Genomic DNA, 22,445 nt, shown 5'->3' with positions numbered 1-22,445 from the left:
GCGAATCGAGTCGCCAGCAGCACTGTCTCAGTGGTTCGCCAGATAAGCCTTGACCGCGGGCAGTCCCGGCTTTCCGTCGATCGTCGTCACGCCCGCGAGCCAGCCGTCGAGAATAGAAGGGTTAGCCTTCAGCCAATCGAGCGTTGCCTTGTTCGGGTCTTCCTTGTCCATGATGTGAGTCATGATCTGATTTTCCATCGCGGTGCTGAAGCGAAGGTTCGAGAAGAGCTTCGCCGCGTTCGGGCATCGCGTCGCGTAGTCGGTCGGCTGAACCGTGTACACCTTCGCTTCACCGTAGTTCGGGCCGAACACGTCATCGCCGCCCGATAGATAGTTGATCTTCATTCGCACGTTCATGGGATGCGGTTCCCAGCCGAGAAAAACAATCCACTCCTTGTTTTGAATCGCCCGGTTGACCTGCACGAGCATGCCCGCCTCGCTGGATTCCACGAGCTTGAACTTGCCGAGACCGAACTGGTTGGCTTTGATCATCTTGTCGATCAGGATATTCGCGTCGTTGCCCGGCTCGATGCCATAGATCTTGTACTGCAGCTTGTCCGCGTTCTTCGCGATATCGGAGAAGCTCTTGATGCCCGCTTGATAAACATAGTCGGGAACGGCGAGCGTATATTTCGCGCCGGTCAGATTAGGCGGGTTCACGACCTTGACAGCCCCGGACTTGACGAACGGCTCGATGACCGGGTCCATGGAAGGCGACCAATAGCCGAGAAAGGCGTCGATCTGTTTAGACTTCACGCCGGCGAACGTGATGGGAACCGAGGCGATCATCTTCGACGGCGCATAGCCCAGGCCCTGCAGGACATTGGTCGTCAGCCCGGTCGTCGCGGCGATGTCGGTCCAGCCGATGTCGGCCATGCGGACGGTACGGCAGCTTGCCGGATCCGCCGCCTGCGCATTGACGGCGAAGCTGCTGGCGAAAGCAAGTGCGAAGGTGCAAGTCAATCCGGCTACGAAGTGTCTCATCGCTGCTCCAGTTGGAAGGGTTGATCGTGGAATTGCCGTTTCTTGGCGCCGTCAGCAACAAAATAAGGAGTATTGACTTTAGGAAGCGGCGCGATACCCCGGACGCGGTCCGCGATCTTCTCCGCGAGCATGATGGTCGGCGCATTCAGATTGCCCGTCGTGATCTGCGGCATGATCGACGCGTCCACCACGCGCAGGCCGCTCATGCCATGCACGCGTCCCTCGGCGTCGACGACTGCCATGTCGTCATAGCCCATCTTGCACGAGCATGAAGGGTGATAGGCGGTTTCCGCCTTCGCGCGCACGAAGGCATCGAGTTCGCTATCGCTCATGGCATCGGCGCCGGGATGCAGCTCTTCGCCGCGATAGCGCGCGAGCGCCGGCTGCCGCATGATGTCCCGCGTGATGCGGATGCCGTCGCGGAACTCGCGCCAGTCCAGCGGATCGGCCATATAGTTGAACAGGATGCTCGGATGCGCGTTCGGATCGCGCGACCTGAGCTTCACGCGGCCGCGGCTCGGCGAGCGCATCGAGCCGACGTGCGCCTGAAAGCCGTGCATTTCGATGGGATTCGAGCCGTTGTAATTGATCGCGACGGGCAGGAAGTGATACTGAATGTTCGGCCAGAGATCGTCGTCGCGCGTGCGGATAAAACCGCCCGCTTCGAAATGATTCGTTGCACCGATGCCGGTTCCCTTGACCATCCATTCGAGCCCGATGGCCGGCTGGTTCCACCACTTCAGCGCAGGGTAGAGCGTCACGGGTTCCTTGCAGGCGTACTGCATGTACATCTCCAGATGATCCTGAAGGTTCTCGCCGACGCCCGGCAAGTCGTGCACCAACGGAATCTCCAGCTCCTTCAGCCACGAAGACGGCCCCACGCCGGAACGTTGCAACAACTGGGGCGACGCAATCGCTCCGCAGCATACGAGCACTTCGCGGCGCACATGCGCCGTCTCGCGCTGCCCGCCATGCAGATAAGCGACGCCGATCGCGCGCTTGCCCGAAAACAGCACGCGGTCCGTTGCGGCATGCGTCACGATGGTGAGATTGGCGCGATGCCTCGCGCGGTCGAGATAGCCTCGCGCCGTGCTCGCGCGCCGGCCGTTGGCGGTGACCGTGCGATCCATCGGGCCGAAGCCTTCTTGCTGATAGCCGTTGAGATCGTCCGTGCGCGGATAGCCCGCCTGCACGCCGGCTTCGACCATCGCGGCGAAGAGCGGATTGTTGCCGGGCTTGCTCGTCGTCACATGCACCGGGCCGTCGCCACCGTGGTATTCGTTCGGGCCGATATCGCGCGTCTCGGCCTTGCGGAAATACGGCAGGCAATCGAGATAGCTCCAGTTTTCGAGCCCCGGCATCGACGCCCAGTTGTCGTAGTCGAGCGCATTGCCGCGGATATAGCACATGCCATTGATGAGCGACGATCCGCCGAGCCCCTTGCCGCGTCCGCATTCCATGCGGCGGTTGTTCATGTGCGGCTCCGGCTCCGTTTCGTAGGCCCAGTTATAACGGCGACCTTGCAGCGGATACGCGAGCGCGGCCGGCATCTGCGTGCGGAAATCGAAGCGGTAATCGGGACCGCCTGCTTCCAGCAGAAGCACAGTCACGTCTTCGTCTTCGGTCAGACGGGACGCGAGCACGTTGCCCGCCGAACCCGCGCCGACGATGATGTAGTCGAACTCTTTCGCGCTCATCGGCATGCTCCTCAAAACACGGGTTGATACGGTCCGAGTTCCACTTGAACCGACTTGATGCGCGTATAAGCCTGCAAGGTGACGATGCCGTTCTCGCGGCCGATGCCGGACTGCTTATAGCCGCCCACGGGCATCTCCGCCGGCGACTCGCCCCACGTATTGATCCAGCAGATGCCCGCATGCAGCCGATGCACCACGCGGTGCGCACGCGACAGGTTCTCGGTCACGACGCCCGCCGCGAGGCCATAGACCGTGTCGTTTGCGCGGGCGATGACTTCGGCTTCGTCGTCGAAGGGAAGAATGCACATGACCGGTCCGAATATCTCTTCCTGCACGATGCGCATATCGTCGCGGCAATCCGCGAAGATGGTCGGCGCTACGTAGTTGCCGCGAGCGAATGCGCCTTCCGTTAGGCGCTCGCCGCCCGCAACGAGCCGCGCGCCTTCGCGCTTGCCATCTTCGATGTAGCCGAGCACCTTCTGCATCTGCGCGGCGCTGACAAGCGGCCCGAAGTTGGTATCCGCATTCTCCGGCGCGCCGATACGAATGCGCTTCACGCGTTCCAACACAAGGCGTTCGAACTGCTCGGCGACACCGCGCTCGACGAACACCCGCGTGCCGTTGGTGCATACCTGGCCCGAGCTGAAGAAGTTCGCGCTCATCGCGATATCGGCGGCGCGTTCGAGGTTCGAATCGGCGAAGACGATCAGCGGCGACTTGCCGCCGAGTTCCATCGTCACGTCCTTGAGCGTGGAACCGCCCGCGCGCGCCATCACCTTCTTGCCGGTCTCGATGCCGCCAGTGAACGATATCTTGTCGATGCCGGCGTGTTCCGCGAGCATCGCGCCGACGCGGGCATCGCCCTGCACCACGTTGAACAAGCCCGGCGGCGCGCCCGCTTCCGTGTAGATTTCCGCGAGCTTCAGCGCGCTCAAGGGCGTGACTTCGCTCGGCTTGAAGATCATCGCGTTGCCAGCCGCGAGCGCGGGCCCCGACTTCCAGCATGCGATCTGTATGGGATAGTTCCACGCGCCGATGCCCGCGCACACGCCGATAGGCTCGCGCCGCGTATAAACGAAGGACGCTTCGCGCAGCGGTATCTGCTCGCCTTCTATGGCTGTCGCGAGCCCCGCGTAATACTCGATGACATCCGCGCCCGTGACGATATCCACGGCGCGCGTCTCGGCGATCGGCTTGCCCGTATCGCGCGTTTCGAGCGCGGCGAGTTCGTCGTTGCGCGCGCGTAGCAAGTCCACCGCGCGACGCAGAATGCGCGAGCGTTGCATTGCTGTCAACGCGGCCCATTCCTGTTGCGCGGCCTGCGCTGACCGAACCGCCCGGTCGATGTCGGCCTGCGAGGCCTGCTGCACGCGCGCGAGGCTTTCACCCGTGGCGGGATCGAACGTCTCGAAGGTTTCGCCGCTCGTTGCATCGACATATTCGCCGCCGATGTAAAGCCGTTGCTCGTCGAAAAGGCGCATCGGGTGCGTCTCCTGAATGCGTTGAGGGGATCAGTCGCGTGGCTGGATCATGAGATCGATGTAGTCGTACGAGACGCGCAACGCGCTCTTCGTATCGAACGGTTCGCCCGCGAGCGCGCCGCGCAGCCACAGACCGTCGATCAGCGCCGCGAGTCCCGTCGCCGCGCGGCGCGCGGCAGCGCGGCTCAATACGCGCGAGAAGTCGGTGCAGAGGTTCGAGTAAAGACGGCGCGTATTCACGTATTGCAGGCGCCGCAGTTGTTCCTTGTGCATGCTCTCGGACCAGAACGCGAGCCACGTTTTCATGACCGGTCCGTTGACTTGCTCGACGTCGAAGTTCGCGGCGACGACCGCGCGCAGCTTCGAACGTGCATCGGGCTTCGCCGCCTTGCGCCGGCGCGAGGTGCCTTGCCACAGGGATCGCAGCACATGGCGCATGGTGGCCTCCAGCAGCCCGTCCTTATCCCCGAAGTAATGGCTCACGATGCCCGTCGAGATCGACGCGCGCTGCGCCACGGTCGCGAGCGTGGCGCCCGTGAGTCCCACTTCGTCGATGGTCAGCAACGTGGCATCGATAAGTTGCGCGCGACGAAGCTCGCGCATTCCAAGCTTGGGCATGGTGATCGACCTGTGAGAGCACGGCCGCCCTTGGCTTTACCAGAGCGTCGGCACATGCTACTTTTTTTATATTGAACGGTCAATCAACAAAAACGGCAAGAAATGAGAGAGCGGTTTGCGTCAGACGATTGCATCGCACTCGTCCAGCAGCCAGTCCTGAAACGCGCGCACGGCGGGCGGTTCTTCGCGTCGCGTGAGCAGCATGTAGCCGCGATCGGTCACGAGCGAGGTCTCACTCAACGCGACAAGCTGCCCGGTGGACACCAGTTCGTCGATGAGCGGCGACCAGCCAAGCGCGACGCCCTGGCCCATGACAGCCGCATGCGCGACGAGGGCATAGCTGTTGAAGGTCAGCCCGCCGTGCATAGGCGGCGCGGCCTGTCCGTGCGCGTCGAACCACGCGTTCCACGAGAGCCATCGCTCGGGTTGCGTGCGCTCGACGTGCAACAGCGGCAGCTTCGAGAGATCGGACGTGTCGTGGGTTGCCGCGAACGTGGGGCTGCATACCGGCGTCACGCGTTCGGGGAAGAGCTTCACGGCCCGGCGCGCGCCCCAGTCGCCGTGCATGTCGCCGAACACGATGGCTACGTCCGCGCCGTCGCCGGACGCACTCGGCATCTGCTGCGACGTGATGATCTTCACGTCGACATCGGGCATCAGCGCCTTGAATTGCGGCAGGCGCGGCATGAGCCAGTAGGTGGCGAAGCCGAAGTCCGTCGACAACGTGAGCGCGCGCTGGGCACGGCGCGAGCGGATATCGCTCGTCGCCTGGCGGATGACGTTGAGGCCCTGACGCACCGCGTCGAAGAGGCGCGCGCCGTCTTCAGTGAGCGTCACGCCGCGATGGCCGCGCTCGAAAAGCGCCGTCCCGAGCGCTTCTTCCAGTTGCACGACGCGCTGACTCACTGCGGGCTGCGTTGAGCCGAGTTCGCGCGCAGCGGCCGTGAAGCTCGCGAGCCGCGCGGCGGATTCGAACATCAACAGCGCCTGCATGGGCGGCAGGCGGTCTTGTCGCGGCATAACGGCTCCTTATGAGCGCATAACGAAATGTCGTCTTCACAGACGAAAATCGGACGGCAATAGTGGCGTTGCGCGAACAACCGGGCGCGCGGATTCCGGCATCCGATTCTATTCGAGGCGTGCTCCATGCTTGAAGCGAAACAAAATATCCTTGTTTTGATGGCCGATCAACTGACGCCGTTCGCGCTCGCCGCGTACGGCAATCGCGTGACGAAGACGCCGCACATCGACGCGCTCGCGCGTCGCGGCGTGGTGTTCGAATCGGCGTACTGCGCGAGTCCGCTGTGCGCGCCGTCGCGTTTCTCCTTGCTGGCGGGAAAGCTGCCCTCGAAGATCGGCGCTTATGACAACGCCGCCGAGTTTCCGTCCGAGACGCTGACCTTCGCGCATTATTTGCGCGCCGAGGGTTATCGCACGATCCTGTCGGGCAAGATGCACTTCTGCGGCGCGGATCAACTGCATGGCTTCGAGGAACGTCTCACCACCGATATCTATCCCGCCGATTTCGGCTGGACGCCCGACTGGCGCGACTTCGACACGCGTCCATCGTGGTATCACAACATGAGCTCCGTCATCGATGCGGGTCCGTGCGTGCGCACCAATCAACTCGACTTCGACGACGAAGTGACGTTCACCGTGCGCCAGAAGCTCTTCGACATGGCCCGCGAGCGGCAAGCGGGCAAGGACGCGCGGCCTTTCCTGATGGTGGCGTCGCTGACGCATCCGCACGATCCGTACGCGATACCGCGCAAATACTGGGACATGTATCGCGATGAAGATGTGGACATGCCGCTTCATCGCGACTCGCTCGGAGCGAGCGATCCGCACTCGCGGCGTCTGCGTCACGTCTACGAAGCCGATCGCACACCGCCGACCGACCAGCAAATCCGCAACGCGCGGCGCGCGTATTACGGCGCGGTGTCGTATGTCGATGACCAGTTCGGCGCCATTCTCGAAGCGCTGGAGCAGGCAGGACTCGCGGACGACACCACGATCATCGTCACGTCCGACCACGGCGAGATGCTCGGGGAGCGCAACCTCTGGTACAAGATGACGTTCTTCGAAGGCGGCTGCCGCGTGCCGCTCATCGTGCATCGGCCGGGGCGCTTCGAGGCGCATCGCGTGGCCGAGTCGGTCTCGCATCTGGATGTGCTGCCTACGCTCGTCGATCTCGCGGGCAATGCGTCGCCGCGCGACTGGCCCGATGCCATCGACGGACACAGCCTCATGCCGCATCTGAAGGGAACGGGCGGCCATGATGAAGCGATCGGCGAGTATCTTGCCGAAGGCGCGATCGCGCCGATCGTCATGATCCGGCGCGGGCCGTACAAGTTCATTCATACGAAGGTGGACCCCGACCAGCTTTATGACTTCCAAGCCGATCCGTTCGAGCGCCGCAATCTCGCGGAGGACGAACGGCACCGCGCGCTCGTGGCTGCGTTTCGCGAGGAAGTGGCGCGCCGCTGGGACCTCGACGCGTTGCATCGCGACGTGCTGGCGAGCCAGCGCCGCCGTCACTTCCACTTTGCGTCGACCACGCGCGGGGCGATCCAGTCGTGGGACTGGCAGCCTCGCGTCGATGCGAGCCAGCGTTACATGCGCAATCATCTCGACCTCGACGATCTCGAAGCGATGGCGCGCTTTCCCGCCGTCGAGCATTGAAGCCGCTTGACCATCAACCGCACTCACCGACAGGAACGCAGATGAAAACAGTCCTATTTCAGGCAGTTTTATATAGCGCGCTCGGCTGCGCGGCGTCGGCCGCCTTCGCCGCCGATCCGCCGTCCTGCACGCAGGTGCGCATGGCCGATCCCGGCTGGACCGACATCGACGCGACCAACGCGATGAGCGGCATCGTGCTGAAGGCGCTCGGCTACCGGCAGGACGTCGCGAACCTCTCGGTGCCGATCACGTATCAGGGCTTGAAGAAAGGGCAGATCGACGTGTTTCTCGGCAACTGGATGCCGGCGCAGGCGCCGCTCGTGAAGCCATTCGTCGACGAGAAATCCATCGACGTCGTGCGGCCGAACCTGACCAACGCGAAGTTCACGCTCGCGGTGCCGGACTATGTGGCGGCGGCGGGCGTGCATTCATTCGCGGACCTGGAGAAGAACGCGGACAAGTTCGACAAGCGCATCTTCGGCATCGAGCCGGGCGCGCCGGCCAACCAGAACCTCAAGAAGATGGTCGACGACAAAGCCTTCGGTCTCGGGGAGTGGAAGGTCGTGGAGTCGAGCGAGACCGGCATGCTGACGCAGGTCGAGCGCGCCATACGCGACAAGAAGTTCATCGTGTTCCTCGCGTGGGAGCCGCATCTGATGAACACGAAGTTCAAGCTCGTCTATCTCGACGGCGGCGACAAGTATCTCGGTCGCAACTTCGGCGGCGCGACGGTGAACACGGTCTCGCGCAGCGGCTACGAACAGCAATGCCCGAACGTCGGGCGTCTGTTCCGGCAGATGGCGTTCAACGTCGATCTGGAGAACGGCGTCATCTCCGATGTGCTGGACAAGAAGCGGAAGATCGATTCGGCTGCAACCGATGCGCTCAAGCGCAATCCCGCGCTCCTCAAGACATGGCTCGAAGGCGTGACCACGGCTAACGGCGGCAATGGACTGGAAGCGGTTCAGAGCGCGCTGGGCGTGAAGTAACAGACTCACTGCGCCGACGCGTGCAGCGCGATCGCGTCGCAACTGAACACATTTGCGTCGCAATTAGTCGAGCCGCCACGTATATGGCAATTTACTTTACGTGTCGATCCACAATAAAAAGGACACGCTGATGAACACACCGAATGCCGTACAACGCCACGCACGACGCGCGTCGTGCATCACCGGTTTCGTCCTCGCAGCAAGCGCGTCCATCGCGCCTCTTCAAGCACAAGCACAAAGCAGCGTGACGCTCTACGGCATTCTCGACGCAGGCATTACCTATGTGAACAACACCGGCGGTTCGCATGTCGTCAAGTTCGACGACGGCATTTCCTACGGCAACCGTATCGGCTTTCGCGGAACGGAGGATCTGGGCGGAGGACTGCAAGCGGTCTTCGTGCTGGAATCGGGCTTCCATCTCGGCAACGGAAGCTACGCATTCGGCGGCGCGGAGTTCGGCCGTCAGGCGTACGTGGGTCTCGCAAGCAAGGAGTGGGGCCAGGTGTCGTTCGGTAATCAGCTCGATATGACCGAAGAGTTCGTCTATCTGTACAACATCTCCGCGTGGGCGAGCGGCTATGCGATCCACCAGGGCGACTTCGACCGCATGAACGGCGACCGGCTGCCGAACTCGGTCAAGTTCCTGTCCAACAACTATGGCGGCTTCACGTTCGGCGGCATGTATTCGTTCGGCAACGTCGCGGGCAATTTCCATCGCAATAGCGCATGGAGCGTGGGCGGGCACTATGCTGCGAATACGTTTAACCTCGGCGTCGCCTATACGCAATTGAATAACCCCAATGGCATCTATGCGTTCGATCCGTATGCGATGATCGGCGCGCATACGTTCCTCGGGCAGCCTGTCGTCAGCATCGATCCCGTGACGGGCGCGCGCACGGACCTCTACAGCACGAACGCGTTTCCGACCGACAAGCAAGGCGCGCTCGCGATGGGCGCCGCGTGGACCATCGGCAATCTCATGGTGTCCGGCAATTTCACGTGGACGAGCATCAAGGGCTTAGGCGTGACGTCGTACATGCGAGTCTACGAGGCGGGCGCTTCGTATAACTTCAGGCCGGATATCGCGCTCTACGGCGGCTACCAGCACACGCGCTTCGAGGGCAATCATTGGAATCAGGGATCGCTTGGGCTGCACTATCTCTTGTCGAAGCGCACCGACGTCTACATCTCCGGCGATTATCTGCGTTCGTCCGGCCCGGTCGATGCGGTCATCGGCTACAGCTTCACGCCGTCGACGTCGAACACGCAGGCCGATGTGCGCGTCGGCATGCGGCACTCGTTCTGACGTCAGGCGGCCCGGCGGTGATCGCGGCGCGCACGGCCCTGCGGTCCTCTCGCGGGCTCGCATTGAAGCGCGCCCGGTACGTCCGCGAAAAATGCGAAGGCGATTCGAAGCCGCAGGCAACGCAGACCGCGAGTATCGACATGTCGGTTTGCTGAAGCAGTTCGCGGGCGCGCGCGAGACGCAGGCCGAGATAGAAATGCGTCGGCGTGTCCTTTAGCGCCGAGCAGAATAGACGTTCCAGCTGTCGCCGCGTGACGCCGATGGAATCGGCCAGCGCATCGGGCGAAAGCGGCTCTTCCATGTGCTGCTCCATCACGCCGATCACCTGAATCAGCTTGCGGTTGTGAATGCCGTAACGCGCGGCGATCTTCATGCGCTGATGATCGCTGCGCTGCCGGATGCGCCCGAGCACGAACTGCTCGGAGACTTGCGCGGCGAGTTCCGCGCCGTGATCGCGGGCGATGAGGTCGAGCATCAGGTCGATGGATGCGGTGCCGCCCGCGCAGGTGATGCGTCGCGCGTCGATCTCGAAGATCTCCTGGCTCGTTTCGATGGACGGATACTGCTCCGCGAATGCCGCCAGCGCCTCCCAATGCAAAGTCGCGCGCTTGCCCGCGAGCAGCCCCGCCTCGGCAAGAATGAAACTCCCCGTATCGATGCCGCCGAGCGTCGCGCCAGCGCGATCCAGCTTGCGCAGCCACTCGCCGATGCCGCGGGTGTACGCGGCCAATGGCTCGAATCCCGAAACGACGATGAGCGTGCGCGCATCGGCGGCTTCGTCGATGGAACGCTCCGCATTGAGCGAAATGCCGTTGCTCGCGACGACCGGCCCGCCGTCGACCGAAACAATGTGCCAGCGGTACAGCTCGCCCCTGAAGCGGTTCGCGACGCGCAGCGGCTCGATGGCCGACATGAAGCCGATCGACGAGAACTGCGGCAGCAGCAGGAAGTGGAAGTCTTGAGGGACGGGCATCGAATGAAGGGCCACCAGTCAGCGATCCGTCACGCTATCAAGTGCAAAAAGCGCGCGCAATCGGGCGTCTCCCTGTAAACCCGCACGTCGCTCGCGGTCAATTCGTGGTCGCAATGAGGCGTTCCGGTGGTTTAATGCAGCGGTACTTTCTACACACGTTCTTTCGACGGTCACGCCACCATGAAACTTCGCCTGCTCTCGCTTCTCGTAGCATCCGCATGCGCCGCGCACGTCGCCTACGCGAACGACGATGCGACCTGCCGCACCGTGCGCTTCGTCGACATCGGCTGGACCGACATCACTTCGACGACGGCGCTCGCGTCCGTGCTGTTCGAAGGGCTCGGCTATACGCCGCGCACCACGGTCGCATCGGTGCCCATCTCGCTCGCGGGCCTCAAGAACAAACAGATCGACGTGTCGCTCGGCTACTGGTGGCCGGTGCAGGAAAAGGCGGTGCAGCCGTTTCTGGATGCCAAGAGCATCGACAAGATCGAGCCGCCCAATCTCTCGGGCGCGAAGGCGACGCTCGCTGTGCCGAGCTATGCGTACGACGCGGGCATCAAGAGCTTCGCCGATATCGCGAAGCACAAGGACGAGCTGGATGGCACGATCTACGGCATCGAACCCGGCAGCAGCGCGAACGCCAAGATTCAGAAGATGATCGACACGAACCAGTTCGGTCTTGGCGGCTTCAAGCTGGTTCAATCGAGCGAAGCAGGAATGCTCGTGACCGTGGAGCGCGCAATGCGCGAGAAGAAGCCGGTGGTGTTCCTCGCGTGGGAGCCGCATCCCATGAACATTCAGATGAAGATCAACTATCTCTCCGGCGGCGACGATGTTTTCGGCCCGAACTATGGCGAGGCGCGCGTCTATACGCTGACCAACCCGGATTTCCTCACGCGCTGCCCGAACGCGAGCCAACTCGTGAAGAATCTGCGCTTCACGACCGACCTCGAAAACCGCCTCATGCAGCCGGTGATGAACAAGGAACGCCCCGCCGATGCAGCCAAGGCGTATCTCAAGCAGAACCCGCAATTGCTCGATTCGTGGCTTGCGGGCGTGAAGACCGTCGATGGAAAAGACGGTCTGCCCGCTGTCAAACAGTATCTCGGTCTCTGATTTTCGCCCCGGTGACGCGTTCACCGGTCTTTCGAAGTACTTAGGTATCCAGATAAACATGAACTACGAAGTCATCGTTACTTGCGCGGTCACCGGTGCGGGCGACACGACCAACAGGCATCCCGCGATTCCGGTGACGCCCAAGCAGATTGCCGAGGCAGCCATCGAAGCCGCGCGCGCCGGCGCGACCGTCGCCCATTGCCATGTGCGCGATCCCGATACCGGACGAGGCAGCCGCGATCCCGCGCTCTACCGCGAGGTAGTGGACCGCATCCGTTCTTCGGACGTGGATGTCATCATCAACCTGACGGCGGGCATGGGCGGTGATCTCGAGATCGGTCCGGGCGAAGAGCCGATGCGCTTCGGCAAAGGCACGGATCTCGTCGGCGGCCTCACGCGTCTTGCGCATGTCGAGGAGTTGCTGCCCGAGATCTGCACGCTCGATTGCGGCACGCTGAACTTCGGCGATGGCGACTACATCTACGTCTCCACGCCCGCCCAGTTGCGAGCGGGCGCGAAGCGGATACAGGAGTTGGGCGTGAAGCCCGAACTCGAAATATTCGATACCGGGCACTTGTGGTTCGCCAATCAACTGCTCAAAGAGGGTCTGCTCGATGCGCCGCCGCTCTTTCAACTGTGCATGGGCATTCCGTGGGGCGCGCCGCCCGACACGGGCACGATGAAGGCGATGGTCGACAACTTGCCGCCCGGCGCGCATTGGGCTGGCTTCGGCATCGGCCGGATGCAGATGCCGATGGTCGCGCAGGCGATGCTGCTCGGCGGCCATGTCCGCGTCGGCCTGGAAGACAATCTGTGGCTGGATCGCGGCGTGCCGGCGAGCAACGGCACGCTGGTGCAGCGAGCCGTCGAGATCATCGAACGCTTGGGAGGCCGCGCGCTCACGCCGGCCGAAGGGCGCAGAAAACTCGGCCTGCCGGCGCGCGGCGAGCGTCCGCTGGAAAAGCGTGCAGCCGAACAATTCGCGTGAGCAAGAGGAGCGAGCACATGCAAGTCAAGCAATTTGCCGCGCTGGGCGTGGGTGTCATTGGTAGTGGATGGGTTTCGCGCGCCCTCGCGCATGGTCTCGATGTCACCGTGTGGGACCCGGCACCGAACGCAGAAGCGGTGGTGCGCGCGAACGTCTCGAACGCATGGCCCGCGCTGGAGCGTGTCGGGCTGGCGGCGGGCGCCTCGCAGCAACGGCTGCGCGTGGTGTCGAGCGTGGAAGAGTGCGTCGCCAATGCGGACTTCATACAGGAGAGCGCGCCGGAGCGCGAAGACCTGAAGCTCGCGCTGCATGAACGCGTGAGCCGCGCGGCGAAACCCGAGGCGATTATCGCGTCGTCGACATCGGGACTGTTGCCGAGCGACTTCTATGCGAGTGCGGTTCGTCCCGAGCGATGCGTCGTCGGCCATCCGTTCAACCCGGTGTATCTGCTGCCGCTCGTCGAAGTGCTGGGCGGCGGCAGCACATCGGAAGAATCGATCGACGCCGCCATGACGTTCTATGCTTCCATCGGCATGCGGCCGTTACGCGTGCGCGCCGAGGTGCCTGGTTTCATCGCCGACAGACTGCTCGAAGCGTTATGGCGCGAGGCGCTGCATCTCGTGAATGAAGGCGTGGCGACGACAGGCGAGATCGACGACGCGATCCGCTATGGCGCGGGTATTCGCTGGTCGTTCATGGGAACGTTTCTGACCTACACGCTCGCGGGCGGCGAAGCGGGCATGCGGCATTTCATGCAGCAGTTCGGGCCGGCGCTGGAGCTGCCGTGGACGAAGCTCGTCGCGCCCGAGTTGACCGATGAACTCATCGACCGTGTAGTGGACGGCACCGCGAAGCAGACGAAGGGACGCAGCGTCAAGGATCTGGAGCGGTATCGCGACGACTGCATCACGAGCGTGATCGCGGCGATTGCAGAGGCGAAGGCGCGTCACGGCATCGAGGACTGACAGATGATTTATCGCGACACGGTGAGGCCCGAGTGGGTCGATTACAACGGGCATCTGCGCGATGCCTTCTACATGCTGATCTACAGTCTCGCAGCGGATGCTTTCATGGACGACATCGGCCTTGGCGACACCGAGCGGCGCGCGCGGCATCGCACGCTCTACACGCTGGAGGCGCATGTCAGCTACTTGCGCGAACTGAAGGAAGGCGCGGCCGTGCGCGTCGATGCGCGCGTCATCGCGCACGACAGGAAGCGCATACATCTGTATCTGCAGATGTTCGAGGGCGAGAGCGTCGAGCCTGCGTCCGCCTGCGAACAGATGCTGATGCATATCGACACGAGCGGCGCGCCGAAGGCCGCTTCGTTCGATGAAGACATCGCGGCGAACATTGCGGCACAGGCGACGATCGCCGCGACGGACGCGGTCTATGCGGGCAGGGTCATCGGCTTGCCTTGATGGCGGTCGTTAGTGATGCTTCGCATCAAGGCACGCGCGTCACGCGCTCGGCTCCTGTAGCTCGCTCGCATGGCGCTTCGCCATGACACTGTGAATGGATCGCTGCAGCAATCCGAGATCGATCGGCTTGACGAAAACATCGTCGAAGCCGCTTTCGATGGCGCGCTCGGTCACTTCGGGGCCGCTGTAGCCGCTGAGCGCGATCAGATGCGGACGCTTGCTTCCGAGCAGGTCCTTCACGCGCCGCGCCACCTCGAATCCGTCGATGCCGGGCAAGCCGATATCGACGATGGCCACCATCGGCGTCTGGGCCACCATCGCATCCACGCCGCGCGTACCGTCGGACGCAGTCGCGACCGTGTATCCGAGCGACTCCAGCATTGCGGCGGTCGCCGCCCGCACGTCCTCGTTGTCTTCCACGAGCAGAATGGAGACGTCCTGATCGCCGTGAAAGACCAGCTGCTCGGGCGCCGGAACGAGCCGCTGCGCTTCCATCAGCAGCGGAAGATCGACGATGAACCGGCTGCCTCTGCCTTCGCCCTCGGACTGCGCGACGAGCGTGCCGTCGTGCAATTCCACGAGCCGGCGCGCGAGATTTAGTCCGATGCCGAGGCCGCCTTCGGCGCGGTCGAGCGTGGTGTTGACCTGCGCGAACAGCTCGAAGATGGACTCGAGATGGCGCGCGGGAATGCCGCGACCGTTGTCCTCGACGATCAGCACGGCGCGGCGTTCTTCGTTCGCGTGACTCGCCGACAGACGCATGCGAATGTTTCCGCCGCGGTCCGTGAACTTCACGGCGTTCGAAAGCAGGTTCGCGACCACTTGCTGCAAGCGCGTCGCGTCGCCGTTCATCGCGTAATCGCCCGGCGCGAGGTCGATGACGAGAGAATGTCCCTTTGCCTCGAACTCTTTTCGCACCGAATAGGCGGCCGTTTCGATGACCATGCGCAGATCGATGGGCTCGCGGTGCAGCTGGATGGTGCCACGCGAGACACGCGACGCATCCAGCAGATCGTCCACCAGCCGCGTGAGCGTGCCGATCTGGCGATTGATCAGCGAGCCGATTTCCTGCGGCACGCCTTCCGCCGAATCGGTCATGTCGATCAGCTGGAACGCCGATGCCAGTCCCGCCAGCGGATTGCGCAGTTCATGACCGAGCATCGCGAGAAACTCGTCCTTCCTGATGCTCTCGTCCTTCAGCCGGGCAGCGAGCGCGAACGCCTCCTCGCTCAGCCTGCGCAGTTCCTGATTCGAATTCGATAGCTGCCGGCTTCGGCGGATCAGCTCCGATTCGCTTTCGACGTGCTTGCTTCCGCGATTGCTTCCGCCATTGCTTCCGCCATTGCTTGCCGCGATTTGCGGCGCCGCCGTGCGGCTGTGAACGTCCATCACGAAGTCCGTGACGTTCTCGACACGATGAATGATGGATCCCACGGAGCCATCCGGATTCAGAAGCGGTATGTTGATGGGACTCCAGTAGCGCACGATGAACGCGCCGGTATCGCTCGACCGGTCCGGCACGTCGTAACGCTGCAACGCCATCGCGTCGGTCCGGCGCAGCCGAATGACACGCTGCAGGGACTCGCCGAGAATCTTCGTCGCCTGCGTCTTCTGGTCGTCGGGATTGTCGGGGAATGCGTCGAATACCGCGCGGCCGACCAGATGCTCGCGATCGCTGACGGTCTCGCGCAGGTACGCCTCGTTGGCATCGAGGATCGTGTAGCCCTCGTCGACCGAGAGCAGCAGGCAAGGACTCGGCAGCAGCCGGAAGACGATCCGGTACGCGTCGGCTGGCAAGTCGCGGTCGATGTTCATGTGTCAGCGTCCTCCGAAGCCCACGTGGATGCGCGGCGCAATGCGCCAATCGACGTCTGCTAGCAGCGCACGTGCCACGTCTGCGCGCCCGGCGATATTCGGTCAACGCTGATTGATCCCTAGTAAGGCGCTCTGCTGGCTTCGCCACCATTTGCGTATGATCTGGAACGGCTCTTATTCGTTGCCGACGTTGCACCGGCACGTGCTCGACCACTTGGACGAGCGTCCGGCACGCTGCCGATGCACGAAGGCTTGTGCATTGCCATAGAGGAAGGCGCTCGCGCTCAACGGGCGCATCACACAAGGAAACAGCATGAACAAGTTGTTCGATCTGAACGGCCGCACGGCGCTCGTCACGGGGTCGGCGCGCGGCATTGGCTATGCGCTCGCGGAGGGCTTCGCGGCGGCTGGCGCGCGCGTCATCGTCAACGGAACGAAAGCCGAGACCGTCGATGCCGCCGTGAACCGGCTGCTCGCGCAAGGCTTCGATGCACGCGGACAAGCCTTCGACGTTACCGACGAAGCGTCCGTTGCGGCCGCATTCGCGGCGTGGGACGCGCAAGGGATCGAAGTGGATATCGTCGTGAACAACGCGGGCATTCAGTTTCGCAAGCCGATGATCGAGCTCGCGCTCGCCGACTGGCAACGCGTGATCGACACCAATCTGACGAGCGCGTTCATCGTCGCGAAAGAAGCGGCGCGGCGCATGATCGAGCGCAAGCGCGGCGGCAAGATCATCAATATCGGCTCGTTGACGAGCGAAGGGGCGCGCGCGACGGTGGCGCCCTATACGGCTGCCAAGGGCGGCATCAAGATGCTCACGCGCGCCATGAGCGCCGAGTGGGCGCCGTTCGATATCCAGGCGAACGCGATTGGCCCCGGCTATATCCTGACCGATATGAATCAGGCGCTTCTCGACAACCCCGACTTCGACCGGTGGGTCAAGAGCAGCAACCCGTCAGGACGCTGGGGCAGGCCCGAAGAACTCGTCGGCACGGCGGTCTATCTCGGGTCGTCCGCATCGAGCTACGTGAACGGACAGATCATCTATGTCGACGGCGGCTGGCTCGCAGTGCTCTGACGCTCGCAGCCCGGACGCCTAGCCGCGCCACGCCGAATTGCGGATAACGGAGCAGAAGTTGCCCGCCCGGAAGCGCGGTTCCTTGTCCGCGATGACGTCGGCCTTGACGTTCCCGAACGTCGTGTGAGGTTTGTGTTTGATGCCGTCGTAGAACGCCTGAATGATGTCCTCCTTGAAGTGCTCGGTGCGCGGATACGCATTCACGACAGCGGTTCTTTCCGCGTCGCTGTACTCCGGGTAAGCGAGGCCGAGCACGTCCATCTCGACTCCCGCGGTCACGAGCGCGATCACCGGATGCATATGCTGCGGCACGCCCGGCGTCGTATGCAGCGCGATGGCAGTCCACACGAGGTCGATATCGGCGGGGGCGATGCCATGCTGCCTCAGAAAGTCGCGGGCGGCGTTCGCGCCGTCCACTTCGAAACGCTCCGTCTGACTGCTGTGCGAAGGCATGAGGCCCATGTCGTGAAACATGGCGCCGGCGTAGAGCAGTTCCGCATCGAACTTCACGCCGCGCCGCTCGCCGGCAAGCGCGCCGAAGCAATACACGCGGCTCGAATGATTGAAAAGCAACTCCGTCTCGGTATCGCGGACGAACTCCGTGATCGCCCGGGCAAGCCGGCTATCCGGAATGGCAACCGTATTCGCGCTAGTGCTCATGATGTTCTCCTGAGGTGGATGAGCACTATTGTCAGCCGTGGTATCGTTGGCTCTATCGCGCGTGAAACGCCGAATCCTGCCATTTCGCGCGACATTCGGACCTGGAGAATCATGCTGTCATGGCCAAGACAATCGCCATCCTTGCGGTGCCCGGCGTGCAGATGCTCGACGTATGCGGACCGCTCGACGTGTTCGCGCAAGCCAATGTCGAGACGGGGCGCGACGAGTACGACCTGAAGATCGTCGGCATGCGGGCCGGGCAGTTGAGAAGCTCGTCGGGCGCGCGGCTGCTGCCCGACGAGGTGGTCGGCGACCACTTTGTTGCGGTGCATACGCTGCTCGTCGCGGGCGCGCCTCACGCATCGACCATGACGATCTCGAACACGTTGCGCGAGTGGCTGAGGACCGTTGCGAAGCGATCGAAACGCTTCGGCTCCGTATGCACCGGCGCGTTCATTCTTGCCGAAGCGGGCTTGCTGGACAGGAAGCGCATCACGACTCACTGGTCTTGCATCGACGAGTTGTCGCGCCGCTATCCGACAGTGACCGCCGAGCCGGACGCGCTCTATGTGCGCGATGGCAAGCTGCGCACGGCCGCAGGCGTGACGGCGGGCCTCGATCTGGCGCTCGCGCTCGTCGAGGAAGATCTCGGACGGGAGATCGCGATGCGCGTCGCCAGTCAGCTCGTCATGTTCTTCAAGCGCCCCGGCGGACAGTTGCAGTTCAGCCGCAAGGGCCGGGCGCAGCCAGCGGGCCGCTCGGTCTTGCAGGACGTGCAGCGGCTCGTCGCGGCGCGGCCCGAGCTCGACCATAGCGTGGCCAGCATGGCAGCGCATGCCCGTTTGAGCCCGCGCCATTTCGCCCGGCTCTTTCAGGCAGAAGTGGGCGTGACCCCGGCGGTGTGGGTGGAATCGGCGCGCGTGGCGGCCGCGCGCAATCTCATCGAGACGCGCGGCGATGCGCCGAAACAGCTCGCGGCGAAATGCGGCTTCGCGAATGCGGACGTGTTGCGGCGCACCTTCGTCAAGCATGTTGGCGTGACGCCTTCGGAATACCGGAAGCGGTTCATGACCCTTGCACGCGCTGACGAGACAGCGGACCAGATCTCGGCTCGTTCGGTCAGGCAGCCGAGACCCTGAGACGCTTTAGCTAGCCGGCGTGGCGTCCTTATATTCGACGAGCACTTCTCGATACGGCCGCGTGCCGTCATTGCGCGCCTTGTGCGTGGCCGGCACGCGCGCGCCCTTGCCGAGTTCCGAGAGCACTTCGAGATAGCCGCCCTCGCATTGGAGCGAATACACGGCGCCCGTCGGTACTTCGAAGATGCCTAAGTCCGCGCCGTCCTTGTCGTAGATATGGAGCGGCGCGCCTTCTATTGCGTACCACATGTAGGAGTGCTCATGCGTATGAACCGGCGTCTCCTCGCCCGGTTGAAGCACGAAGTTCCATACGATGACCTTGTCGTTCTCGAATACCTTTTCGCTTCCTACGCCAGCCATGGTTGTCTCCTGAGATGTCCACCTGATTAGACAGCGTATGTCGGCCTGTATGACGCAGTTCGTTGCTGCGGCCGCTGCGGCGGATTACATAGAGCACCGCCGTTTCCTTCAATTGCTCATAGAGCGCATTGACGGCGACGCATGCGCGATTCGGCCGCGTCGTCTCTTGCGCGTTTCGACAAGTCTTCCTCGACGGAGATGAACACCTGGGCATAAGCAACATAAGTAACGCTATTCCTCCGCTCAATGGAAGACAACGTCGCGCCGGCCCGCTCGGGGCACTGGCGTAAGACTGTCGTGACCGTATTGAACATAGCGCGCATTCGCTGTGAAGTAAATGCTGCAGGGCATATAGACGCGCGCGTTTTCCGGGGACTAGTATCGCTTCGAAGCCAGCTTTCGCATGACCCGAGGATTCAGGTTTTCTGTCGGTAGTCCACCAAGGAGACATGTCATGAGAAGGGCTGGCCATGTGCGAACCTCGATCGCGGCGCTGATTGCAACGGCCTCGTTGCTGTCCGCGTGCGGTCACGACCACGACTCCGGCATCACGCCGGCCAACGCGGCGGACGCGCCGCTCGCATCCGATCCCGCGTGTCAAAGTCTCGTTCCCGCATCGCAAGGCGGGCCGCTTCCGCAGGGCGACACCGCAGTGCTGCGCTGGCTCGGCACGGCGAACTACGAGCTCGCGTATCACGGCGTGGTCGTCATCATGGACACGTATTACGAGCGGCCCGCGCGCACGGCTTCGCTCGGGTTCACCGTGTCGCAGGTGCAGAAGGCGAACGTGATCTTGATCGGTCACGCCCATTCGGATCACATCAGCGATGTCGCTGCGGTCGCGGCGCAGACGAAGGCACAGGTCATCGGCTCCGCGATCACGACGAAGGAAGCGCAGGTGCTCGGCGTCCCCGCCGCGCAGACCACCACGGTGACGGGCAATAACACCGAGAAGTTCACGTATGGCGATATCAGCATCACGCCGACGCATATCATTCACAGCACGATCGAAGCCGGATTGACGACGCAACTCGCCGCGCTCTACGCACTCGATGCGCCACCGCTCACCGCCGCCGAGCAACAGCAACACGATGCGGTTTCGGCGCGCGGATCGAGCGATCCGAACATCGTCACGCAAGGCACGATAGGCTTCACGTTCACGTTGCCGAACGGCTTCAAGATCGTGTGGTTCGACAGCGTGAGCAATCCCAGCCCCGAAGAGTTGCAGCTTGCGACGAGCGTGGCGCCGGGGGTGGATGTCGGCATCTTTCCGTGGACGCCGCATCCGATCGCCGAAACGCAGTTGAGCTTCACATTCCAGCATCTTCAGTTGTTCAAGCCCAAGCTCTTTCTGCCCGATCATCACGATGCGATCTGGGGCTTGTGGCTCGACAACGGCCTCGCGCCGCTCTTCACGAAGATACGCGACGAACTGCCGGGGACGAAGTACGCGGAGCCGCTGTATCGGTCGCCGATATGCATTCGCACGAGCGGCAATAACCGCGACGAGTTCTACATGGGCGGTACTTGAAGGGCGCGCCTGTCCGAATCCCGGCCTTCGACGAACGTTGTCTTGCTGCGGCTCGATCGCTCACAAGAGGCGACATCCGACGCAAAAGACATGGCTTCGTTCACCATGCGAGACGTCAGTAAAAACGTGACGGACCAAACCTGCCTGTTCGGTCAAATCGCCGGATGCGCGATCCGACGAGCCGCACGTCTATCCCCCGCCTGATTTCCCAAGCGTGATTGTTCGCCTGCCCCGGATTGTCAATTCGAGGCTCCGGCCTTTTTCGCGCTCGCGTATACCCCTACAGTGTGGCATTCGTCGCGCCGGCCGTTCGATGTCGAACGCTACGCCGAAGCGTTGCTTCCTATTCGTCTCGATTCGTCTCGATCCTCATGCACCTAGACACCACTACGAACTCCGTAACATCGGACGGCCTCGCAACGACGCTGCGTCAATGGCTTGCCGTGCTTGCGGTCGCAGTCAGCGCATTTGCATTCGTGACGGCGGAATTTCTGCCGGTCGGCCTGCTGCCGCAAATCGCGCGCGACCTGGGCGTGAGTCCGGGCGTCGCGGGCCTGATGGTGACGACGCCCGGCGTGATGGCCGCCATCTTCGCCCCGACGCTGCTCGTCGGCGCGGGCCGCATGGACCGTCGATTCGTCTTTCTGCTGCTGACCGCGGTGCTCTTCGTCTCCAACGTCGTCTGCGCGATGGCGCCCGGACTCGTCACGATGCTCGCGGGTCGCGCGCTGCTCGGCGCGGCGCTCGGCGGATTCTGGACGCTCGCGACGGCTGCGGCCCCGCGGCTCGTGCAAGGCAACGACGCGGCGAAAGCCACTGCGATCATCTTGACGGGCGTGACGTTCGCCACGGTCATCGGCGTGCCGCTCGGCATCTTCATCGCATCGTTCGCGTCGTGGCGCCTTTCGTTCGCAGCGACGGCGGGCCTCGTCGCGGTCGCGCTGATCGCTCAGGCGCTGCTCGTGCCGCGGCTGCCGTCCGCATCCGCGCTGCGTCTGCAAGACTTCCGTGCGCTGCTCGCGCGGCCGCACGCGCGGCTCAGTCTGGCGATGGTCGCGTTCGCTTTCGGCGCGCATTTTTCGACCTACACGTATATCGCGCCGTTGCTGGAGCAGGACTTCTCGCTGAACGCCATTACCTTGCTATTGCTGGGCTTCGGCATCATCGGCTTCTTCTCTAACGCGCTCATGTCGATGATCGTGGCGAAACACCTGGTCAAATCCGTCGGGGCCATGATCGTGCTGCTTCTCGCCGCGATCATGTCGATGCTGCTTCTCGGGCATTCGCACATCGGCGAGACGGCCGCGATGCTGATCTGGGGCGTTGCGTTCGGCGCGCTGCCGCTGTGCTTCAGCGTGTGGATTCAAAGCGGAACGGCGGATTATCCGGAAGCCGGCTCCGCGATGTTCGTCAGCATCATTCAGGTGGCGATTGCGACGGGATCGGCCGTGGGCGGCGCGATCGTCGACCATGCGGGCGTGGAAACCGACTTCATGCTCGGCGCGGTGCTGGCCGTGCTCGGTCTTTTGACGTTGCATCGCGTGACGGCGCTGGGGCGCTCGGGTATGGCGACGGCGGCGGAGCTGGACTGACGTTCGATT

At 63.1% G+C, this 22,445-nt stretch carries 20 protein-coding genes; 11 read left to right on the top strand and 9 right to left on the bottom strand.

Going from position 1 to position 22,445, the window contains the following annotated elements:
* Positions 1-27: 27 nt before the first annotated feature.
* The 5 genes from LDZ26_RS23905 to LDZ26_RS23885 form a co-directional block, all read right to left on the bottom strand.
* Positions 28-984 (bottom strand): choline ABC transporter substrate-binding protein, encoded by a 957-nt coding sequence (locus LDZ26_RS23905; RefSeq protein ID WP_370650760.1) that lies wholly within the window; start codon positions 982-984, stop codon positions 28-30.
* Positions 981-2,681 carry a choline dehydrogenase gene (gene betA / locus LDZ26_RS23900; RefSeq protein ID WP_244851148.1) on the bottom strand — a complete coding sequence of 567 codons (1,701 nt, stop codon included), beginning with the start codon at positions 2,679-2,681 and terminating at the stop codon, positions 981-983. Before betA ends, LDZ26_RS23905 begins: the two co-directional genes overlap by 4 nt.
* Before the next feature lie 11 nt (positions 2,682-2,692).
* On the bottom strand, positions 2,693-4,162 hold the full coding sequence (gene betB, locus LDZ26_RS23895) for a betaine-aldehyde dehydrogenase (RefSeq protein WP_244851147.1): 1,470 nt from the start codon (positions 4,160-4,162) through the stop codon (positions 2,693-2,695).
* Between the two features lie 30 nt (positions 4,163-4,192).
* Positions 4,193-4,780 carry a transcriptional regulator BetI gene (gene betI, locus LDZ26_RS23890; protein WP_244851146.1) on the bottom strand — a complete coding sequence of 196 codons (588 nt, stop codon included), beginning with the start codon at positions 4,778-4,780 and terminating at the stop codon, positions 4,193-4,195.
* A gap of 120 nt (positions 4,781-4,900) precedes the next feature.
* On the bottom strand, positions 4,901-5,800 hold the full coding sequence (locus tag LDZ26_RS23885) for a LysR family transcriptional regulator (RefSeq protein WP_244851145.1): 900 nt from the start codon (positions 5,798-5,800) through the stop codon (positions 4,901-4,903).
* Positions 5,801-5,926: 126 nt separating this feature from the next.
* On the opposite strand from LDZ26_RS23885, the gene betC reads away from it, so the two are divergent.
* The 3 genes from betC to LDZ26_RS23870 all read left to right on the top strand — a co-directional run bounded on the left by betC (position 5,927) and on the right by LDZ26_RS23870 (position 9,757).
* Positions 5,927-7,462 (top strand): choline-sulfatase, encoded by a 1,536-nt coding sequence (betC, locus tag LDZ26_RS23880; RefSeq protein WP_244851144.1) that lies wholly within the window; start codon positions 5,927-5,929, stop codon positions 7,460-7,462.
* Between the two features lie 41 nt (positions 7,463-7,503).
* Positions 7,504-8,451: a choline ABC transporter substrate-binding protein gene (choX, locus tag LDZ26_RS23875; RefSeq protein ID WP_244851143.1), complete on the top strand. Its 948-nt coding sequence runs from the start codon at positions 7,504-7,506 to the stop codon at positions 8,449-8,451.
* A gap of 130 nt (positions 8,452-8,581) precedes the next feature.
* Positions 8,582-9,757 carry a porin gene (locus tag LDZ26_RS23870; RefSeq protein WP_244851142.1) on the top strand — a complete coding sequence of 392 codons (1,176 nt, stop codon included), beginning with the start codon at positions 8,582-8,584 and terminating at the stop codon, positions 9,755-9,757.
* On the opposite strand, the gene LDZ26_RS23865 is transcribed toward LDZ26_RS23870, so the two are convergent.
* Positions 9,696-10,730, bottom strand: coding sequence for a GlxA family transcriptional regulator (locus LDZ26_RS23865; protein WP_244851141.1), 1,035 nt, complete (start codon positions 10,728-10,730; stop codon positions 9,696-9,698). The two genes, LDZ26_RS23870 and LDZ26_RS23865, sit on opposite strands and share 62 nt — an antisense overlap.
* 180 nt (positions 10,731-10,910) lie before the next feature.
* Here LDZ26_RS23865 and LDZ26_RS23860 point away from each other — a divergent pair, with 180 nt between their 5' ends.
* The 4 genes from LDZ26_RS23860 to LDZ26_RS23845 are packed head-to-tail and all read left to right on the top strand — an operon-like array spanning position 10,911 to position 14,258.
* Entirely contained in the window at positions 10,911-11,849 is a 939-nt protein-coding gene (locus tag LDZ26_RS23860; protein WP_244851140.1) for a choline ABC transporter substrate-binding protein, read from the top strand.
* A gap of 58 nt (positions 11,850-11,907) precedes the next feature.
* Complete coding sequence (locus LDZ26_RS23855; RefSeq protein ID WP_244851771.1) at positions 11,908-12,837, top strand: 3-keto-5-aminohexanoate cleavage protein; 930 nt, start codon at positions 11,908-11,910, stop codon at positions 12,835-12,837.
* A gap of 17 nt (positions 12,838-12,854) precedes the next feature.
* Entirely contained in the window at positions 12,855-13,802 is a 948-nt protein-coding gene (locus tag LDZ26_RS23850; protein ID WP_244851770.1) for an L-carnitine dehydrogenase, read from the top strand.
* A 3-nt stretch (positions 13,803-13,805) separates the two neighbouring features.
* Positions 13,806-14,258 (top strand): thioesterase family protein, encoded by a 453-nt coding sequence (locus LDZ26_RS23845; protein ID WP_244851768.1) that lies wholly within the window; start codon positions 13,806-13,808, stop codon positions 14,256-14,258.
* Positions 14,259-14,297: 39 nt separating this feature from the next.
* Here LDZ26_RS23845 and LDZ26_RS23840 read toward each other — a convergent pair whose 3' ends face one another.
* On the bottom strand, positions 14,298-16,073 hold the full coding sequence (locus LDZ26_RS23840; RefSeq protein ID WP_244851767.1) for a hybrid sensor histidine kinase/response regulator: 1,776 nt from the start codon (positions 16,071-16,073) through the stop codon (positions 14,298-14,300).
* 313 nt (positions 16,074-16,386) lie between these two features.
* Here LDZ26_RS23840 and LDZ26_RS23835 point away from each other — a divergent pair, with 313 nt between their 5' ends.
* A complete protein-coding gene (locus LDZ26_RS23835) occupies positions 16,387-17,154 on the top strand; it encodes an SDR family oxidoreductase (RefSeq protein ID WP_244851765.1) in 768 nt (255 codons plus the stop codon).
* 18 nt (positions 17,155-17,172) lie between these two features.
* Here the strand turns inward: LDZ26_RS23835 and LDZ26_RS23830 are convergent, their stop codons facing one another.
* Positions 17,173-17,814, bottom strand: coding sequence for an HD domain-containing protein (locus LDZ26_RS23830; RefSeq protein ID WP_244851764.1), 642 nt, complete (start codon positions 17,812-17,814; stop codon positions 17,173-17,175).
* A 119-nt stretch (positions 17,815-17,933) separates the two neighbouring features.
* On the opposite strand from LDZ26_RS23830, the gene LDZ26_RS23825 reads away from it, so the two are divergent.
* The gene (locus LDZ26_RS23825; protein WP_244851762.1) at positions 17,934-18,953 is read left to right on the top strand and encodes a GlxA family transcriptional regulator; all 1,020 of its coding nucleotides are present in this window, start codon (positions 17,934-17,936) and stop codon (positions 18,951-18,953) included.
* Positions 18,954-18,959: 6 nt separating this feature from the next.
* Here the strand turns inward: LDZ26_RS23825 and LDZ26_RS23820 are convergent, their stop codons facing one another.
* Entirely contained in the window at positions 18,960-19,313 is a 354-nt protein-coding gene (locus tag LDZ26_RS23820; RefSeq protein ID WP_244851761.1) for a hypothetical protein, read from the bottom strand.
* Between the two features lie 454 nt (positions 19,314-19,767).
* Here LDZ26_RS23820 and LDZ26_RS23815 point away from each other — a divergent pair, with 454 nt between their 5' ends.
* Both LDZ26_RS23815 and LDZ26_RS23810 read left to right on the top strand, forming a co-directional pair.
* Complete coding sequence (locus LDZ26_RS23815; protein WP_244851760.1) at positions 19,768-20,844, top strand: MBL fold metallo-hydrolase; 1,077 nt, start codon at positions 19,768-19,770, stop codon at positions 20,842-20,844.
* A gap of 371 nt (positions 20,845-21,215) precedes the next feature.
* On the top strand, positions 21,216-22,436 hold the full coding sequence (locus LDZ26_RS23810; protein ID WP_244851759.1) for an MFS transporter: 1,221 nt from the start codon (positions 21,216-21,218) through the stop codon (positions 22,434-22,436).
* The last annotated feature ends 9 nt before the right edge of the window (positions 22,437-22,445 follow it).

Source organism: Caballeronia sp. SL2Y3, from assembly GCF_022879575.1.
In the GTDB taxonomy this organism is placed as follows: Bacteria; Pseudomonadota; Gammaproteobacteria; order Burkholderiales; family Burkholderiaceae; genus Caballeronia.
This window is presented reverse-complemented; position numbering and strand designations above follow the sequence as displayed.

Coding starts and splice junctions, on each gene's coding strand:
- LDZ26_RS23905 (WP_370650760.1), bottom strand. CDS start 984: ATGAGACACTTCGTAGCCGGATTGACTTGCACCTTCGCACTTGCTTTC.
- betA (WP_244851148.1), bottom strand. CDS start 2,681: ATGAGCGCGAAAGAGTTCGACTACATCATCGTCGGCGCGGGTTCGGCG.
- betB (WP_244851147.1), bottom strand. CDS start 4,162: ATGCGCCTTTTCGACGAGCAACGGCTTTACATCGGCGGCGAATATGTC.
- betI (WP_244851146.1), bottom strand. CDS start 4,780: ATGCCCAAGCTTGGAATGCGCGAGCTTCGTCGCGCGCAACTTATCGAT.
- LDZ26_RS23885 (WP_244851145.1), bottom strand. CDS start 5,800: ATGCCGCGACAAGACCGCCTGCCGCCCATGCAGGCGCTGTTGATGTTC.
- betC (WP_244851144.1), top strand. CDS start 5,927: ATGCTTGAAGCGAAACAAAATATCCTTGTTTTGATGGCCGATCAACTG.
- choX (WP_244851143.1), top strand. CDS start 7,504: ATGAAAACAGTCCTATTTCAGGCAGTTTTATATAGCGCGCTCGGCTGC.
- LDZ26_RS23870 (WP_244851142.1), top strand. CDS start 8,582: ATGAACACACCGAATGCCGTACAACGCCACGCACGACGCGCGTCGTGC.
- LDZ26_RS23865 (WP_244851141.1), bottom strand. CDS start 10,730: ATGCCCGTCCCTCAAGACTTCCACTTCCTGCTGCTGCCGCAGTTCTCG.
- LDZ26_RS23860 (WP_244851140.1), top strand. CDS start 10,911: ATGAAACTTCGCCTGCTCTCGCTTCTCGTAGCATCCGCATGCGCCGCG.
- LDZ26_RS23855 (WP_244851771.1), top strand. CDS start 11,908: ATGAACTACGAAGTCATCGTTACTTGCGCGGTCACCGGTGCGGGCGAC.
- LDZ26_RS23850 (WP_244851770.1), top strand. CDS start 12,855: ATGCAAGTCAAGCAATTTGCCGCGCTGGGCGTGGGTGTCATTGGTAGT.
- LDZ26_RS23845 (WP_244851768.1), top strand. CDS start 13,806: ATGATTTATCGCGACACGGTGAGGCCCGAGTGGGTCGATTACAACGGG.
- LDZ26_RS23840 (WP_244851767.1), bottom strand. CDS start 16,073: ATGAACATCGACCGCGACTTGCCAGCCGACGCGTACCGGATCGTCTTC.
- LDZ26_RS23835 (WP_244851765.1), top strand. CDS start 16,387: ATGAACAAGTTGTTCGATCTGAACGGCCGCACGGCGCTCGTCACGGGG.
- LDZ26_RS23830 (WP_244851764.1), bottom strand. CDS start 17,814: ATGAGCACTAGCGCGAATACGGTTGCCATTCCGGATAGCCGGCTTGCC.
- LDZ26_RS23825 (WP_244851762.1), top strand. CDS start 17,934: ATGGCCAAGACAATCGCCATCCTTGCGGTGCCCGGCGTGCAGATGCTC.
- LDZ26_RS23820 (WP_244851761.1), bottom strand. CDS start 19,313: ATGGCTGGCGTAGGAAGCGAAAAGGTATTCGAGAACGACAAGGTCATC.
- LDZ26_RS23815 (WP_244851760.1), top strand. CDS start 19,768: ATGAGAAGGGCTGGCCATGTGCGAACCTCGATCGCGGCGCTGATTGCA.
- LDZ26_RS23810 (WP_244851759.1), top strand. CDS start 21,216: ATGCACCTAGACACCACTACGAACTCCGTAACATCGGACGGCCTCGCA.